We start from the raw sequence: 15,161 nt of genomic DNA on the forward strand, positions 1-15,161 counted from the left end.
GTGGCCGATTCCTCGAAGTGGACGAGGCGGCAGCGATGGTCGCATGGCTGGTCAGCCGCGAGAACAGCTTCACAACTGCGTCGGTCTTTGACCTTTCAGGTGGCCGCTGCACCTATTGATGGGGCCAAGCGCGGTTTCAATGATTTCAAGGCGGTAGACTGGTGCTGCCAGAGAGGATTGAACTCTCGACCTCTCCCTTACCAAGGGAGTGCTCTACCACTGAGCTACGGCAGCAAAAGTGAATGCGGCGCCTTCTGCCATATCAATCCTGCCTGCGCAAGCGATGTGTGCATATTGTTGAAATCTTGCAGCAGTGGCCATGGGACAGCCACAATGCGGTATAGTTTCGTCGGCAACGGCAATTATCTCGCGGGGGACCGCCTGTCGATGGCCAAGGACATTGCTGATAAGGACAAACAGCAGGACATGCGCAAGACCCGGCTCGCCGAGGAACTGCGTGCCAATCTGCAGAAACGGAAGGCGCAGTCGCGGTCGCGGCGGACCGGTAACGCCGATTCCAGGCCCGAGGGGATCGCGGCAAGCAAGACGAATTCGAATGACTGATTGGCCGGCGGCATCCACCAGAGAAGGTGGGCGGCAGGCGCAAAAACACAATTCCTTGAACCACACGGCCCGATAGTCTAGACGAGCCGGCAAACCTCAACCGATTGAAACCAGGCATCCGCCTGGAGAAATGCTCCCCACATGGATCGCATCCGCATCGTCGGCGGCAATGAACTGACCGGCAGTATACCGATTTCGGGCGCCAAGAATGCCGCCCTGCCCCTGATGATCGCGTCGCTTTTGACCGACGATACGCTGACGCTCGAAAACGTGCCGCATCTGGCGGACGTGGAGCAGCTCATTCGCATTCTCGGCAATCACGGCGTCGACTATTCGGTGAACGGCCGCCGCGAGAAGCAGCAGGAGGGTTATGCCCGCACCATCAATTTCACGGCGCGCAGCATCGTCGACACCACCGCGCCCTATGAACTGGTGTCCAAGATGCGTGCCAGCTTCTGGGTCATCGGACCGCTGCTGGCCCGCATGGGCGAGGCCCGCGTGTCGCTGCCCGGCGGTTGCGCCATCGGTACGCGGCCGGTCGACCTGTTCATCGAAGGACTGCAGAAGCTCGGCGCCGAGATCGACATCGACAGCGGCTACATCAACGCCAGGGCGCCGAACGGCCGTCTGACCGGCAACCGCTACGTCTTCCCGAAAGTCTCGGTCGGCGCCACTCATGTGCTGATGATGGCGGCGAGCCTTGCCAAGGGCGAGACGGTGCTGGAAAACGCGGCGCGCGAGCCGGAAATCGTCAACCTCGCCGACTGCCTCAACGCAATGGGCGCCAAAATCCATGGCGCAGGCACCGAAACCATCACCATAGACGGCGTCGATTCGCTTTCGGGCGCCCGCCATGCGGTCATTCCCGACCGCATCGAGACTGGAACCTACGCCATGGCGGTCGCCATGACAGGCGGCGACGTGACGCTGGAAAACGCCCGGCCCGACCTTTTGCAAGGTGCCCTCGACGTGATCGCACAGACCGGCGCGGAGATCATCCCGGTCAATTCGGGTATCCGGGTGAAGCGCAACGGCGCCGGCATCTCGCCGGTCGATATCACGACCGAACCTTTTCCGGGTTTCCCGACCGACCTGCAGGCGCAGTTCATGGGCCTGATGACCATGGCCGAGGGCAAGTCGCGTATCACCGAGACGATTTTCGAGAACCGTTTCATGCATGTGCAGGAACTCGCGCGCCTCGGCGCCCACATCACGCTTGCCGGACAGACGGCAATCGTCGAGGGCGTCTCGAAGCTCAAGGGCGCACCGGTGATGGCGACCGATCTTCGCGCCTCGGTCTCGCTGGTGATCGCGGGCCTGGCCGCCGAGGGTGAGACCACCGTCAACCGCGTCTACCATCTCGACCGCGGCTTCGAGCGGCTCGAGGAAAAACTGTCGGGTTGCGGGGCGACGATCGAGCGCATCTCCGCCTGACCACAGGCGCCTCGCATCCCGGTGCGGGGCGCCGCTATCGGTTGCACCGCACCCGAAGACCGCCTAACAAGGCCGGAAACATGCAGTTCCGGACAAGGCGCCGATATCCATGGACCAGCTCAAGCTTGTCGCCCTCGACGAACAGGACCTGAACATCATCTCGGCGCATGTCCAGGACGCCGTGATGAAGATCGGCGACCTGGAATTCCTGCCCAACAGCAAGCGTTTCGTCATCGCCATGAACCGCTTTGCGTGGGAGACGGTGTCCGGGGTGCTTCGCAAGCGCGCAGAAAGGCGGCAAAGCGTCCTGCATTTCGACCGGGTGCTTGCGGTGAAGCTGGTGGGAATAGACCGCAACAAGCCCGCCGACGTGCTCTCCCTGCTGGCGATCCGTTTCGCAGGCGCCGAGGCGCCGGCCGGCACCATCCAGCTCGACTTTTCGGGAGGCGGCACGATCAGGCTGAGCGTGGAATGCATCGAGGCGCGCCTCGCCGACCTCGGCAGCGCCTGGGAAGCTTCCTCGCTGCCAAGCCACCGAGCCTGACACGGGCAGCACCACCATGGCGATCACTCTCAACCAGGCCGACAACGATTTCGAGGCGCGCTTCGCGACGTTCCTGACCACCAAGCGCGAGGTTTCCGCCGACGTGGACCTGGCCGTGCGCCAGATCATCGATACGGTGCGCGCCGACGGCGACGATGCACTGCGGGCCTATTCGCTGAAATTCGACCGTGCCGACCTTGCTGAGCTTGGCATCGCGGTGTCACGTGAAGATATTGAGCGCGCCTACGAAGCAGCCGATGCCGAGACGGTCGAGGCGCTGAAGTTCGCCCGCGACCGCATCCATGCGCATCACCGGCGCCAGCGTCCTCAGGACGACCGCTACACCGACCCGATCGGCGTCGAACTCGGCTCGCGCTGGACGGCGATCGAATCGGTGGGCCTGTACGTGCCGGGAGGCACCGCAAGCTATCCGAGCTCGGTGCTGATGAACGCGGTCCCGGCGAAGGTCGCCGGCGTCGACCGCATCGTGATCTGCGTGCCGGCTCCCGCCGGCGTCATCAACCCACTGGTGCTGGTGGCGGCCGATCTCGCCGGCGTCTCCGAAATCTACCGCGTCGGCGGCGCCCATGCCGTGGCGGCACTTGCCTATGGCACGGCAACAATCAAGCCGGTGGTGAAGATCGTCGGACCCGGCAACGCCTATGTCGCGGCCGCGAAACGCCAGGTCTTCGGAACCGTCGGCATCGACATGATCGCCGGGCCTTCGGAAGTGCTGATCGTCGCGGATGGAGCCAACGATCCGGACTGGATCGCGGCGGATCTTCTGGCGCAGGCCGAGCACGATACCGCCGCGCAATCCATCCTGATCACCGACGATGCCGGTTTCGCGCGCGCCGTCGAGGCAGCCGTCGAGCGCCAGTTGCAGCTTCTGCCGCGCGCCGAAACCGCAGCCGCGAGCTGGCGCGATTTCGGCGCGGTAATCCTGGTCGAGCGGATCGCCGATGCCCCACCGCTGGTCGATCGCATCGCCGCGGAACATCTCGAACTGGCGATCGACGACGCCGAAGCCTTCCTGGGGCGCATCCGCAATGCCGGCGCGGTATTTCTCGGCCGCCACACGCCGGAAGTCATCGGCGACTATGTCGGCGGCTCCAACCACGTGCTGCCGACGGCACGGTCGGCACGCTTTTCGTCCGGCCTTTCGGTGCTCGATTTCATGAAGCGGACATCGGTCCTCAAGCTCGGCCCCGAACAGTTGCGCCAGCTCGCGCCGGCGGCGATCGCGCTCGCCAAGGCCGAGGGGCTGGAGGCTCATGGCCGCTCCGTCGCCATCCGGTTGAACATGTAGGCGGCAATGGCGGCGAGCGGCACCGACAAGGCAAGGCTGGTCGACATCGAACTCGACGAATCGATCGGCCGGTCGACGCCCGACGTCGAGCATGAGCGCGCCGTCGCCATTTTCGACCTGATCGAAGAGAACAGCTTTTGCCCGGTCAGCGACCAGGGTGCCGGACCTTATAGACTTAGGCTCTCGCTGATGGAGGCCCGGCTGGTGTTCGCAATCTCGCGCGAGAACGGCGAGGACGTGGTCACGCACATCCTTTCGCTGACGCCATTCCGGCGCATCGTGAAGGACTATTTCCTGATCTGCGAGAGCTACTACGACGCAATCCGCTCGTCGACGCCGAGCCATATCGAGGCGATCGACATGGGCCGACGCGGCCTGCACAACGAGGGGTCACAGACCCTGATGGACCGGCTCTCCGGCAAGATCGACATCGACTTCAACACCGCGCGGCGCCTTTTCACGCTCGTCTGCGTCCTGCATTGGCGCGGCTGATCCGGATGGCATCCGGCCCGGAGCAGAACCTGGCGGACATGCCAAGGTCGGTGCTGTTCATGTGCGGCATGAATGCGGTGCGTTCACCGATCGCCGAGGCTCTGGCGCGGCAGTCGCTTCCGGCCACCGTCTTCGTCGCCTCGGCCGGCGTTCACGCCGGGGCGCGCGACCCGTTTGTCGACGCCGTGCTTGCCGAAGACGGGCTGTCGCTGGACAACCGGCAGCCGCGGACGATCGATGACCTGGAAGACGACTATTTCGACCTGATCGTGACGCTTGCGCCGGAAGCCCATCACGCCGCGCTCGAACTGACGCGCTCGATGGCGGTCGAGGTGGAATACTGGCCGACCGCCGATCCGACCACGGCCACTGGAACACGCGAGCAGATCATGGCGGCGTACCGTGATGTGCGCGAGCGGCTCAAGGCGCGGATCGCCGGACGGTTCGGCCTGCGGGCGCCGGGGAATGCAGAAGAATAAGCGTGTTCACAAAGAACCCATAATCATATAGGTTCCGCGCCAATTCCGGCCCGCGTGCCGGGGAAAACCATCCAAACAAAGGTATCGAATGCCGAAGGAAGAAGTCCTCGAGTTTCCGGGTGTTGTGACGGAACTGCTGCCCAACGCCATGTTCCGGGTCAAACTCGAAAATGAACACGAAATCATCGCCCACACCGCAGGCCGCATGCGCAAGAACCGTATCCGGGTTCTCACCGGCGACAAGGTTCTCGTCGAGATGACGCCCTACGACCTGACCAAGGGCCGTATCACCTACCGCTTCAAGTAGGCGGTGGCGCGCTTGCCGCGCAGCTTCAGCCGACAGGATCACTGACCACGATGAGCGTCCTCCAGAAGCTGGTGCTTGCCTCAGGGTCGCCCCGCCGGATCGAGCTTTTGCAGCAGGCCGGCATCGAGCCCAGCCGGCTGTTCCCCGCCGACATCGACGAGACGCCGCTGCGGGCCGAACATCCGCGTTCGCTCGCCAAGCGTCTTTCGCGCGGCAAGGCGGAAAGGGCATTCGAAGGATTGAAGGCCGATCCGGAGGCCGCCGGGTCCTTCATCCTTGCCGCCGATACGGTCGTCGCGGTGGGCCGCCGCATCCTGCCCAAGGCCGAACTCATCGACGAAGCGTCGAACTGCCTGCGGCTGTTGTCGGGGCGTTCGCATCGCGTCTATTCCGGGATCTGCCTGATCACGCCAGCCGGCAAGGTACGCCAGAAGCTGATCGAGACCCGGGTACGCTTCAAGCGGCTGTCGCGCGAGGAACTGGAGAGCTATCTCGCGTCTGGCGAATGGCGCGGCAAAGCGGGTGGATACGCGATCCAGGGGCTGGCCGGCACATTCATCGTGAAGCTGGTCGGCTCCTACACCAATGTCGTCGGGCTTCCGCTCTACGAAACCGTGGGTCTTTTGACCGGGGAAGGCTTTCCGGTGCATTTCAACTGGCTGTCCGGCACGAAAACCTGACCTATCTTTCTCCGACGATCAGCCCCTTCAGAAACCGGGTCCGGGCTTCCAGACAACGTTGCAAGTTCCGCGCATGGCACAATCCGCAAAAATCACGCCGCTTCGCCCCAAGCACCCCTGTCCGATATGCCGCAAGGCCTCGGTGCGGGAATTTTATCCGTTCTGCTCAACCCGCTGCAAGGACATCGACCTCAATCGCTGGCTCTCCGGCGGCTATGCGATACCGGTGCGCGACGACGAGGAAGAACCCGGCGGCGAGGGCTCCGGCGGGCCGCAAACGCCGGCTTGATCCGGAGAACGGAATTCGGCCTGCAAATCGTTTGCCGGTGGCTGGACAGTCCGGATTCTCATGCTATAACCCACGCGCTTTCGGGCGGTGGCGCAAGGCTGCCGCGGATCGGGATACCAAACCCGATTGTCGACGAAGGCAGGCCCAGATAGCTCAGTTGGTAGAGCAGCGGACTGAAAATCCGCGTGTCGGTGGTTCGAATCCGCCTCTGGGCACCATTACCTCTTCTCTCGACATTCCCTTCCGCCGAGCCTCGAACGTTGCCGCCTCCATACGGGCTGAAGATCATCGCTTTCGACGATCTCATCGCACTTTGGCGCATCTGGTGGCAGGCGACCTCCCCGGAAGCGGTGGCTTCGGCGGCCGACACTTTCCCAAACGGATTTTAAGTTGGCGGCGACGCGAAGGACACTTCGAGCCACCTCGCTCGATTCAGCACGCCGCCGCAATCCCGGACCGCATATCAAGTCCCGGGATCAAACCTCCAAGGCGTTATCAATTCCGATTGGCGCTTCGCGCTGATTTACGTCGCCGGGCTCCTGGATTCGAAACCAGGCGAGGTATAGGGCAGGCAGGAAAAGCAGCGTCAGCAAGGTGGCGCCGGCAAGGCCGCCGACCACCGCATAGGCCATCGGACCCCAGAATACGTCGCCCATGATCGGGATCATGCCGAGAATCGCAGCCGAAGCCGTCAGCAATATCGGACGGAAGCGGTGCAGGGCCGCCTCCGTCACTGCGTGCCAGGGGTGAATTCCGGCATTGCGGTTGTGCTCGATCTGGTCGATCAGGATCACCGAATTGCGGATGATCATGCCCGCCAGCGCGATGATGCCGAGCGTGGCGACGAAACCCATCGGCGTACTTGTGGTCAGCATCGCGACAACGACGCCGATCAGGCCGAGAGGCGCTACGCTGATCACCAGGAAAAGGCGCTGGAAGCTCTGCAATTGTATCATCAGCACAATCAGCATCAGCGCAATCATTATGGGAAGCTGAGCTATCAGAGCAGCATTGCTCTGGGCGCTCTTTTCCACCGTGCCGCCCTCTACCACGCGCGCTCCCGCCGGAAGCGTCTTCACAATCTCCTGGATTGCCGGACGCAGGCGGCTGTAGACTGTCGGTGCCTCGAAGCCGTCGGGCATGTCCGCCTGTACGGTGATTGTCGGCAGCCGGTCGCGACGCCATAGATAGCCCTCATCAAGGGTGTAATCGAGCGTTGCGATCTCATTAAGCGGCACCGACTGACCGTTTGGCAGGCTCACCTGCAGATTGCGCAGCGCATCGAGCGAGCCACGTTCGGCATCCGTGGCCCGGGCCGTCAGATCGATCAGGTATATCGAATCCCTGATCTGCGTAACGACCTGCCCGTCGAGTATCATGTTGAGCGATTGCGACAGGCTCTGGGAACTGAGCCCCACCTGGCGCGCTTTGTCCTGATTGATGACGAGGCGCAGCGTTTTGCTTTTTTCGTTCCAGTCGAAGTTCACCAGCTTGGTAACGCCTGATTGGCGCAGGGCGTTGGCGACGTCCTCCGCAAGGCGCCGGGCCTCTTCCGGCGTGTTGCCGCTGACGCGATACTGTACAGGCCAGCCGACGGGCGGACCGAGCTCGAGCCGGGAGACCCTGACGGTAACGTCGTCGAAGCCCTGCTCGAATGCCCTGTCCAGTTTTACCTTCAGGCGATCACGGGCATCCAGATCCTTGGCCACCACGACCAACTGGGCAATGAAATCATTGTCGAGTTGCACGTCGAGGGGCAGGTAGAAGCGGATGGCGCCGCCTCCGATATAGGCCGAATAGTGGTCGACATCCTCGTCTCCTTCGAGGAGCTTCTCCACCTCATCGACCTTCGCCTGCGTGGCAAAGATCGAAGAATTCGTCGACAGATCCATGGTGACCACCAGTTCCGGCCGATCAGAAGACGGGAAGAACTGCCGCTGCACGAAATTCTGGCCGTAAATCGAAAGCACGAACAGGCCGATGGTCGCGATAATGGTGACATAGCGGAAACGCATGCAAAATGTCAGCACGCCGTGGAAGGCACGCATGAAAGGGCCTGGCCCAGTATCCGCGCCGTGCTTGGGCACATGCGCCGGAAGCACCGTCACGCCAATGACGGGCGAGAACACGACCGCCACGAACCACGAGCTGATCAAGGCGATCGCGATCACCGCAAACAGCGAGAAACAGTATTGCCCCGTATTGCTCTCGGCGAATCCGATCGGCCAGAAGCCGAAGATCGTGACAAGAGTGCCGGTGAGCATCGGAAACGCGGTTGACGTATAGGCGAAGGTCGCGGCCTTGATCTTCTCGAAGCCTTCCTCGATCTTCGAAACCATCATCTCGACCGTGATCATGGCATCGTCGACCAGGAGACCGAGCGCAATGATCAGAGCGCCCAGCGAGATGCGTTGCAGGCTGATCTGCATATACTCCATGCCTATGAATACGATGGAGAGCACAAGCGGAATGGAAAGCGCCACGACAAGGCCTGCGCGTATCCCGAGGCTGAGAAAACTCACCACCAGCACGATGGCGACGGCCTCGCCCAGCGCTTTGGTGAATCCTCCAATCGCCTCCTTCACGACGTCGGGCTGATTGGAAACCAGGTTGACGTCAATGCCGACCGGAAACTGCTGTTTGAGTTGCCGGGCGACCGCGTCGAGGCCCTTCCCGAACTCCAGGTTGTTGCCGCCGGAACGCATCGAGACGCCGATGCCGATCGCCGGCTTGCCGTTGACCCGAAACATCTTGGTCGGAGGATCGACATATCCATCTTCGATCGTGGCGATATCTGCCAGCCGATAGAAGCGATTGTTGATGAAGAGGTCGATCTTCGAGACGCTGGCAGCATCGACCAGCGCCCCCGAGACCTGGACAAGGATATCCTCATTCTCGGTATTGATGACGCCGGCGGGAACCACCGCATTCTGTTCGGCAACGGCTGTGAGGACTTCGTTGAAATTCAGACCGAGCGCGGCCAGCTTGGCGGGTGAAAAGGAAAGATAGATCTTCTCCTGCTGGTCGCCGAATATCTCGACCTTGTCGACGTCTGGCGCCCGTTGGAAGGCAGCCTTGGCGATCTCGGCGAAGTCGCGCGTCTCGCGTAGCGAAAACCCGTCATAGGTAAGGCCGTAGATGATGCCGAAGACATCGCCGAATTCGTCGTTGAAGTACGGTCCCTGAATGCCCGGAGGCAAGGTATATTTGATGTCGGCGACCTTCTTGCGGACCTCGTACCAGGTCCAGGGAATGTCGGCCGGATCCATCGACTGTAGTAGATTGACGTAGACGACCGATACGCCGGGCTTGGTATAGCTCTTCACGTAGTCCAGGTTCGGCGTTTCCTGGAGCTTCTTCTCGATCGCGTCTGTAACCTGCAGCATGGTGTCGGCGGTTGTCGCGCCTGGCCACACCGTCTGCACGATCATCGTCTGGACCGCGAATTCCGGATCCTCCTCGCGTCCAAGCCGCGTATACGACATTACGCCGGCAGCCAGGCATAAGAGCATGAAGAAAAGGACGAGGATCCGGTGGCGGACCGCCCATTCCGACAGATTAAAACTGTTCATGGACCGGCCACCTTCTGCAGGGTGACCTGCTGACCTTCGGCCAGGGAGTTGACGCCCGCCACCACCACGAGATCGCCTTTGACCAAGCCCTTGGAAACGGTGACGGCGTCGGTGTCGTAGCGAACCACGGTCACGGGTGTTTTCTTGACGGTGTTGTCGGGCTGCGCGACGACCCAGACCTGCGGCTGCTCCCCGGTCTGCAGCAGGGCGGTCGCCGGGACGCGGGTCATGACCCCGCCCTCGACCTCCGCCCGTCCGGTCACAATGGTCCCAAGCCGCAAGGACGCCGGCGCGTTCGGCAGCGAAATCTTGACGGTATAGGTTCCAGTTACCGGATCGGCGTTCGGAGCGATCTCGCGTATCGACCCGGCAATCTTTGCGTCCGGCGTATCCTGTGGCCAAACTTGCGCCGACATGCCGGGGTGCGCGAAAGCGATCCGCTGGGGAGAGACGGAAAATACCGCCTCGCGCTCGTCAAGCCGGGCGATCTGAACCACCATTTGGCCAGCCTGGAGAACTTGCCCGTTATCAGCGCCCGTCTGGGTCACGACGCCTTCGGTGGGCGCCAGCAACTGCGTATATTTGAGCTGATCTTCCGCGAGCCGGAGGTTCGCCTGCGCGGCTTTGAGGTTCGCCTGCGCGTTTTGAAGGGCACGCAGCGCGACGTCGTAGTCGGCCTGGGTCGTAAATCCCTGGCTGAGCAGTTTGCGGTATCGGACCTCCTGCGGCGCGGCCTGGTCGACATCCGCCTGCGCGGCGCTCAGTTGCGCCTGCGAAGCCTCGACCTTGTTGCGGAAGTCCGTGGGATCAATCTGGGCGAGCATGTCGCCGACGGCGACCATGGCACCAACGTCGACATTCCTCGAGATCAATCTCCCGGACACCAGGAAACCAACACTGCTGGTATAGCGGGCTTCGATCTGGCCGCTCGCCTGCGCCGACAGCAGCATCTCCTGCGGATTTGCCTCCATAACCCGCACGGTTCGAGGCGGCGGAGCCTCTACTTTCTCTTCGCTGCATCCGTAGAGAAACAACGTGAACGCAACAGCCGCAAGCTGGTATGTGACGCCAATCCGAAATGTCAGCATTCCGCTGCCCTCACCCCTTGACCTTATCCGGATCAATCATTGCTGTAACTCGCCGAGCGAACAGAATGCCGCGGCGGCAAGCTGTTCAATATTGGCGTTTGCCCGCCATCAGGTCCTGGCGGCAGGCGCCATCGTAATCAAGGTGGCGGACGACAGACCGGTCCATAATTTTCTGGCCGTCTTCATAGTGGATTCCTCGTCTTTCGTACACTGTCCGGAGGACACTCACATTTTGGCGATTTCGAATGGAGTACGTTACCGTTACAGGCGCTTATATCGAACATCGTTCTGCGTGAAGGCGAGGCATTCACTTTCGCGGCGCATTCTGTTTGCCGGCTCGCTCATCCTCGAAGGCATCGTTGCCGGACTGGCCGACAATTTACCGTTACGTACTCACCCCAGCGATCAGGAAGCCGCAAAATCCGGTTCGACTACAGGCTGGCCGGCCCATTGGTGCGCAGCTCGTCAACGTATGGGAGGTCGGCATGATTTCGAACCGCGCCAGCAGGATGAAGCCGTCTTGGTCCGCGCTGTGCTGGATAGCGCTGGTGTCACTGGTTTGCCTGACGGCGCTGGCCGGCGCGTCGGCCGCGCAAACGGAGCAGCCAACCGCAGGTTCGGCGAGCGAGGGGGCGGCTTCCAACCCGAAGATTCAGGAATTGATCCGGCTACTGGACGATCCCGAAGTCCGCGCGGCACTCAAGGCAGCCGAACCGACTGCAACCGAACCGGAACTGCCGGTGGCAACGCAGATCGCCACATGGGAGAACGGCATCCGTGGGCATCTCGACAAGCTCGTCAATGCGTTTCCGCGCATCCCAGGCGAGGCGGTGAACGCCGTCCAGGTTGTGCAGACACAGATCAACAATCGTGGATTCGGAACAGTCCTCATATTGTTCGCCGGTCTGCTCGTACTCGGGTTCGGCGCCGAATGGCTATTCCGGCTTACAGTGCTGAGGACGGGGAACGACAGCGACCAGGCCGTTTCCCCCCGCTCGGACCTCGCCGCCGTTCTGCTTTCGGAACTGGCCCCGCTCATCGTCTTCGCCCTGGTCAGCGCAGGAATCTTCCTCTCATTCTCGTGGCCGCCGCTGCTGCGCCTCGTGGTCATGACCTATCTGGTCGCCTTCATCGTCGTGCGCTTGGTTCTGGCGATCGGCAGGATCCTGCTTGCCCCCCACATCGACACAAGCCAGGCGGCGGCCGCCGGCAAGCCCTCCCGGCTTGTTTCCATTACCGACACGGAGGCACGCTTCTGGTACCGAAGACTGATCATCTTCACCGGCTATTTCATGGCCGCCTGGGCTTCAATCAGTCTCCTCGCGGCGCTGGGCTTCTCACCTGATGTGAGAAGTCTCCTCTCCTATCTGGCGGGGATCTTGCTGGTGCTGCTGACGCTCGAAATGCTTTGGAAGCGTCCGAACACGCTTGAGACCGGACAGTCATCGCGCACACGAAATTGGCTGCTCAGCATCTATCTCGTCATACTTTGGGGCCTTTGGGTGGCTGGGCTCAATGGCGTTCTGTGGCTCGGCATTTACGCGCTGCTCTTGCCGCGCCTGTTGGCGATCGCCGGCCAGGTTGCCGCCGCGATTGCCGGAGATCGAGGGAACCCTGCTTCGGCGCATTCGTTCCGGGCCGTGATAATCGTACGCGGAGTCCGGGCGTTGGTGGTCCTGCTCGCCGTCATGTGGCTTGCCGCTATCTGGCGCCTGAACCCCAACGCCTTGACCGAGGACGGCACTACGGCTGGCGGGATCATGCGCGGCCTGCTTCAGGGCATCATAATCCTGCTCGTCGCCGACCTGCTGTGGCATCTGGCGAAAGCCTATATCGGCCAGAAGCTCGAAATGGCGACGGCAGACGGGTCCGTCAGCCCCGCTGAGGCTGCTCGCAGAGGCCGGTTGCGGACATTGCTGCCGATTTTCCGCAACATGCTTGGTGTCTTCATTGCTACCGTAGCGGTCCTCATCGTTCTTTCCGGTCTCGGCGTACAAATAGCCCCTCTGATCGCCGGCGCCGGCATATTCGGCGTGGCTATCGGTTTCGGTTCGCAGACACTGGTCAAGGATGTGATCAGCGGCGTGTTCTATATGCTGGACGATGCCTTCCGCGTCGGCGAGTACATCCAGAGCGGCAGCTACAAGGGAACCGTCGAATCTTTCAGCCTTCGCTCGGTGAAGTTGCGACACCATCGCGGTCCGGTGTTCACGGTGCCATTCGGCGATCTCGGCGCGGTACAAAACATGAGTCGCGACTGGGTGATCGACAAGTTCGTGATCCGCGTGCCGTTCGACACCGATATTCCGAAGGTGAAGAAGCTGGCGAAGAGCGTCGGCGCCGAACTGAAAGCCGATCCGGAACTCGCCCAAGAAATACTGGAAACGGTGAAGATGAAGGGCGTCGAGCAGTTCAGCGACTTCGGCATCGAGATTAGCTTCGCCTTCAGGGTCAGACCCGGGCATCAGTCGGTGGTGCGGCGTCGCGCCTACACGATGATCAGGCAGGCTTTCATGGACAATGGCATCGAATTCGCCCAGCCGACGGTCCAGGTGGGAGGCGATAACAAGACGGCAGGAGCTGCCGCGGCGACCTCCGCGATGATGCGCAAGAAAGCCACCGAGATTGCGGGAGGTTAGGCCGCCGCAGCAGCCTTACAGAAGACGGCCATCGTGCGGGTGGTTTCGGGCTTATTGAACGTACAGACCAGCCTTCGAAAGGCCCGTCTCAAGCGAGGAGACGAATTCGGCTTCGAAACGGCGCGCCGCCATATCGTTTCGAAAATATCCCTCAAATCCCACACGTGAATTTCGAAGCGCTTCCGCCGCCGCTTCAGCCTCCTGCTTTCTGCCAAGCTGTCCGAGAGCTGCCGTGCGCAGAACCTCGACGTCGCAGCAAGGTGCATCCTGCCGTTGCCATAGACGGGTCAATGTATCTTCGAACGCGCCGCGGCGATAAGCGTCCATCGCCAGCGCGATATCCACATCGCGATAGGAGGTCTTGTCGATCCGATCGGCCTTCAACACGAGAGAGATACCTTCTTCCCATTTGCCGGTTATGCAGAGTATTCGACCAAGCCTTGCCAAGGCCCTGGCGTCGTTCGGATTGAGAGAAACGGCTCGACGCCCAGCGAGGATGGCCGCCTCGATTTGCCCCGACCGGTACAGCGCCGACATCTGCGCGAAGGCACTCGACGCCGAATGGGGCGCCAATGCCACCGATCTGTTGGCGAGTTCGAGGGCGCGAGCAGACAGCCCGCTCGTCGCCTCGGGTGGGCTGGCCAGAAGCACGGTGGAAAGAGCGGCGTGCGCGTCCGCGTCGCCCGGCCGGCGCTTCAGAGTCTGCTCCAGGCAAACCCTGGCCTGCGCCAAGGCTTCGGATTCGTGCGATCGGATGGCATGATACGAACGCAGCACACATCCGTTCCCGAGTGACGAGCCTGCGAAGTCGCGGCGCGCTTCACTGTTGTTGATAACACCTTCGACACCGGCGATCTGGTTCGCCAGCAGGCCGACTAGTGTCCCGGCAGGCTGTTCGCTATCCGGCGCGGTTTCGCTTCGCGAGATCAGCGCTTCGCCGCTGTGCAAGTCGATGACCTGCCACCAGACCGATCGCGCCGGTTCGCCCGGAAGATATTTCATCACGACTTGATAGTGGCCTTGCGGCGACGTGATTGTCGAAGACGTGCGCAACTGGGTATCGACCGACAAATCGTTACCGGTGGGAAGCACAAGCACCTTGAGCGTCTGGAATTGCGACAGCGCCACCATGAGCGCGTCCCGCATCTTCTGGGCGTCGCCATCGAAGCTTTCACCGGCCGACCTCATGTCGATCGTGACGCTGGGCTTTTCAGTAAATGTCACGCTCGGCTGCTGGCCGAATATCTGGAACAGAACGTAGGAACCCAGCAAAAATCCGCCAACGGCACCGATCGAAATGGTCGCCCGGATCAATCTGGCGGAAGGTTTCAGCCGAGAGAATTGGAAACCTCGGTCTATACCCGAGGCCCGGGCGAATTGGCCGCCTGGCGGAGATATCCGGCTTTCAGCGCGATCGCCTGCGGGAATTCGGCTGACGGCAGGGATATAGCGTCCTCTTGGGAGATCAATTCGAAGGCCACCGTCCTGTCCATGAAGTTCATAATACTGCGTAAGGGATGCGCGCAGCCGCGTCGCTTCAATACGCACGATAGGATCGATCGCCGGATCAAAGTTCTCCGGACGGCCGAAAACGTCTATCGCGATAGAATAAGCCTTGACCTTGTTCTCCCCGCCCTGGAGCATCTGTTCGGTGACATAGCGGAGAAAATTCTTGTTTCGCTCCGTCGAGCGAAACTCGGGGTCGGAGAGAACCCTCTCCAGTTCAGCCATGGTCTCCCGCTCTGTGATCGCCGGCTCGTCCGG

General features: G+C 61.7%; 13 protein-coding genes, 2 tRNA genes and 1 pseudogene. 12 read left to right on the forward strand and 4 right to left on the reverse strand.

All coding sequences use genetic code 11. The annotated features are described in order from the left end of the window. Window positions 1-119: pseudogene (locus tag OHD58_RS28765) on the forward strand (3-oxoacyl-ACP reductase); the annotation flags it as partial. Between the two features lie 40 nt (window positions 120-159). On the opposite strand, the gene OHD58_RS28770 reads toward OHD58_RS28765, so the two are convergent. Then, window positions 160-234 (reverse strand) — tRNA-Thr (locus OHD58_RS28770). 99 nt (window positions 235-333) lie between these two features. Here OHD58_RS28770 and OHD58_RS28775 point away from each other — a divergent pair. The 10 genes from OHD58_RS28775 to OHD58_RS28820 all read left to right on the forward strand — a co-directional run bounded on the left by OHD58_RS28775 (window position 334) and on the right by OHD58_RS28820 (window position 6,316). After that, window positions 334-564, forward strand: coding sequence for a hypothetical protein (locus tag OHD58_RS28775; RefSeq protein ID WP_263807096.1), 231 nt, complete (start codon window positions 334-336; stop codon window positions 562-564). A gap of 141 nt (window positions 565-705) precedes the next feature. Further along, complete coding sequence (murA, locus tag OHD58_RS28780; RefSeq protein ID WP_263807040.1) at window positions 706-1,998, forward strand: UDP-N-acetylglucosamine 1-carboxyvinyltransferase; 1,293 nt, start codon at window positions 706-708, stop codon at window positions 1,996-1,998. Window positions 1,999-2,107: 109 nt separating this feature from the next. Beyond that, on the forward strand, window positions 2,108-2,542 hold the full coding sequence (locus OHD58_RS28785; RefSeq protein ID WP_263807041.1) for a DUF2948 family protein: 435 nt from the start codon (window positions 2,108-2,110) through the stop codon (window positions 2,540-2,542). A gap of 16 nt (window positions 2,543-2,558) precedes the next feature. Next, the gene (hisD, locus tag OHD58_RS28790) at window positions 2,559-3,851 is read left to right on the forward strand and encodes a histidinol dehydrogenase (RefSeq protein WP_263807042.1); all 1,293 of its coding nucleotides are present in this window, start codon (window positions 2,559-2,561) and stop codon (window positions 3,849-3,851) included. A 6-nt stretch (window positions 3,852-3,857) separates the two neighbouring features. Beyond that, window positions 3,858-4,343, forward strand: a complete 486-nt coding sequence (locus OHD58_RS28795; protein WP_263807043.1) for a UPF0262 family protein — start codon at window positions 3,858-3,860, stop codon at window positions 4,341-4,343. Between the two features lie 38 nt (window positions 4,344-4,381). Further along, a complete protein-coding gene (locus OHD58_RS28800) occupies window positions 4,382-4,822 on the forward strand; it encodes a low molecular weight phosphatase family protein (protein WP_412177316.1) in 441 nt (146 codons plus the stop codon). An 88-nt stretch (window positions 4,823-4,910) separates the two neighbouring features. Beyond that, window positions 4,911-5,129 (forward strand): translation initiation factor IF-1, encoded by a 219-nt coding sequence (gene infA / locus OHD58_RS28805; protein ID WP_006200926.1) that lies wholly within the window; start codon window positions 4,911-4,913, stop codon window positions 5,127-5,129. Between the two features lie 50 nt (window positions 5,130-5,179). Further along, window positions 5,180-5,809, forward strand: a complete 630-nt coding sequence (locus tag OHD58_RS28810; RefSeq protein WP_263807046.1) for a Maf-like protein — start codon at window positions 5,180-5,182, stop codon at window positions 5,807-5,809. A 73-nt stretch (window positions 5,810-5,882) separates the two neighbouring features. After that, entirely contained in the window at window positions 5,883-6,098 is a 216-nt protein-coding gene (gene yacG, locus OHD58_RS28815; RefSeq protein WP_263807047.1) for a DNA gyrase inhibitor YacG, read from the forward strand. 142 nt (window positions 6,099-6,240) lie between these two features. Then, a tRNA-Phe gene (locus OHD58_RS28820) sits at window positions 6,241-6,316 on the forward strand. Between the two features lie 258 nt (window positions 6,317-6,574). Here OHD58_RS28820 and OHD58_RS28825 read toward each other — a convergent pair. After that, on the reverse strand, window positions 6,575-9,670 hold the full coding sequence (locus OHD58_RS28825; protein WP_263807048.1) for an efflux RND transporter permease subunit: 3,096 nt from the start codon (window positions 9,668-9,670) through the stop codon (window positions 6,575-6,577). Next, complete coding sequence (locus tag OHD58_RS28830; protein WP_263807049.1) at window positions 9,667-10,758, reverse strand: efflux RND transporter periplasmic adaptor subunit; 1,092 nt, start codon at window positions 10,756-10,758, stop codon at window positions 9,667-9,669. The genes OHD58_RS28825 and OHD58_RS28830 overlap by 4 nt, the downstream gene beginning before the upstream one ends. A 485-nt stretch (window positions 10,759-11,243) precedes the next feature. Here OHD58_RS28830 and OHD58_RS28835 point away from each other — a divergent pair, with 485 nt between their 5' ends. Further along, window positions 11,244-13,397 (forward strand): mechanosensitive ion channel family protein, encoded by a 2,154-nt coding sequence (locus OHD58_RS28835; RefSeq protein ID WP_263807050.1) that lies wholly within the window; start codon window positions 11,244-11,246, stop codon window positions 13,395-13,397. 51 nt (window positions 13,398-13,448) lie between these two features. Here OHD58_RS28835 and OHD58_RS28840 read toward each other — a convergent pair whose 3' ends face one another. Then, complete coding sequence (locus OHD58_RS28840; RefSeq protein ID WP_263807051.1) at window positions 13,449-15,128, reverse strand: tetratricopeptide repeat protein; 1,680 nt, start codon at window positions 15,126-15,128, stop codon at window positions 13,449-13,451. Window positions 15,129-15,161: the final 33 nt, after the last annotated feature.

It is taken from the genome of Mesorhizobium sp. ZC-5, from assembly GCF_025753855.1.
Classification (GTDB): domain Bacteria; phylum Pseudomonadota; class Alphaproteobacteria; order Rhizobiales; family Rhizobiaceae; genus Neomesorhizobium.

Bases quoted from the DNA above. Each gene is read 5' to 3' on its own strand.
- murA (WP_263807040.1), top strand. From the start codon at position 706: ATGGATCGCATCCGCATCGTCGGCGGCAATGAACTGACCGGCAGTATA.
- OHD58_RS28810 (WP_263807046.1), top strand. From the start codon at position 5,180: ATGAGCGTCCTCCAGAAGCTGGTGCTTGCCTCAGGGTCGCCCCGCCGG.
- OHD58_RS28775 (WP_263807096.1), top strand. From the start codon at position 334: ATGCGGTATAGTTTCGTCGGCAACGGCAATTATCTCGCGGGGGACCGC.
- OHD58_RS28800 (WP_412177316.1), top strand. From the start codon at position 4,382: ATGCCAAGGTCGGTGCTGTTCATGTGCGGCATGAATGCGGTGCGTTCA.
- infA (WP_006200926.1), top strand. From the start codon at position 4,911: ATGCCGAAGGAAGAAGTCCTCGAGTTTCCGGGTGTTGTGACGGAACTG.
- OHD58_RS28835 (WP_263807050.1), top strand. From the start codon at position 11,244: ATGATTTCGAACCGCGCCAGCAGGATGAAGCCGTCTTGGTCCGCGCTG.
- OHD58_RS28825 (WP_263807048.1), bottom strand. From the start codon at position 9,670: ATGAACAGTTTTAATCTGTCGGAATGGGCGGTCCGCCACCGGATCCTC.
- yacG (WP_263807047.1), top strand. From the start codon at position 5,883: ATGGCACAATCCGCAAAAATCACGCCGCTTCGCCCCAAGCACCCCTGT.
- OHD58_RS28785 (WP_263807041.1), top strand. From the start codon at position 2,108: ATGGACCAGCTCAAGCTTGTCGCCCTCGACGAACAGGACCTGAACATC.
- OHD58_RS28795 (WP_263807043.1), top strand. From the start codon at position 3,858: ATGGCGGCGAGCGGCACCGACAAGGCAAGGCTGGTCGACATCGAACTC.
- OHD58_RS28840 (WP_263807051.1), bottom strand. From the start codon at position 15,128: ATGGCTGAACTGGAGAGGGTTCTCTCCGACCCCGAGTTTCGCTCGACG.
- OHD58_RS28830 (WP_263807049.1), bottom strand. From the start codon at position 10,758: ATGCTGACATTTCGGATTGGCGTCACATACCAGCTTGCGGCTGTTGCG.
- hisD (WP_263807042.1), top strand. From the start codon at position 2,559: ATGGCGATCACTCTCAACCAGGCCGACAACGATTTCGAGGCGCGCTTC.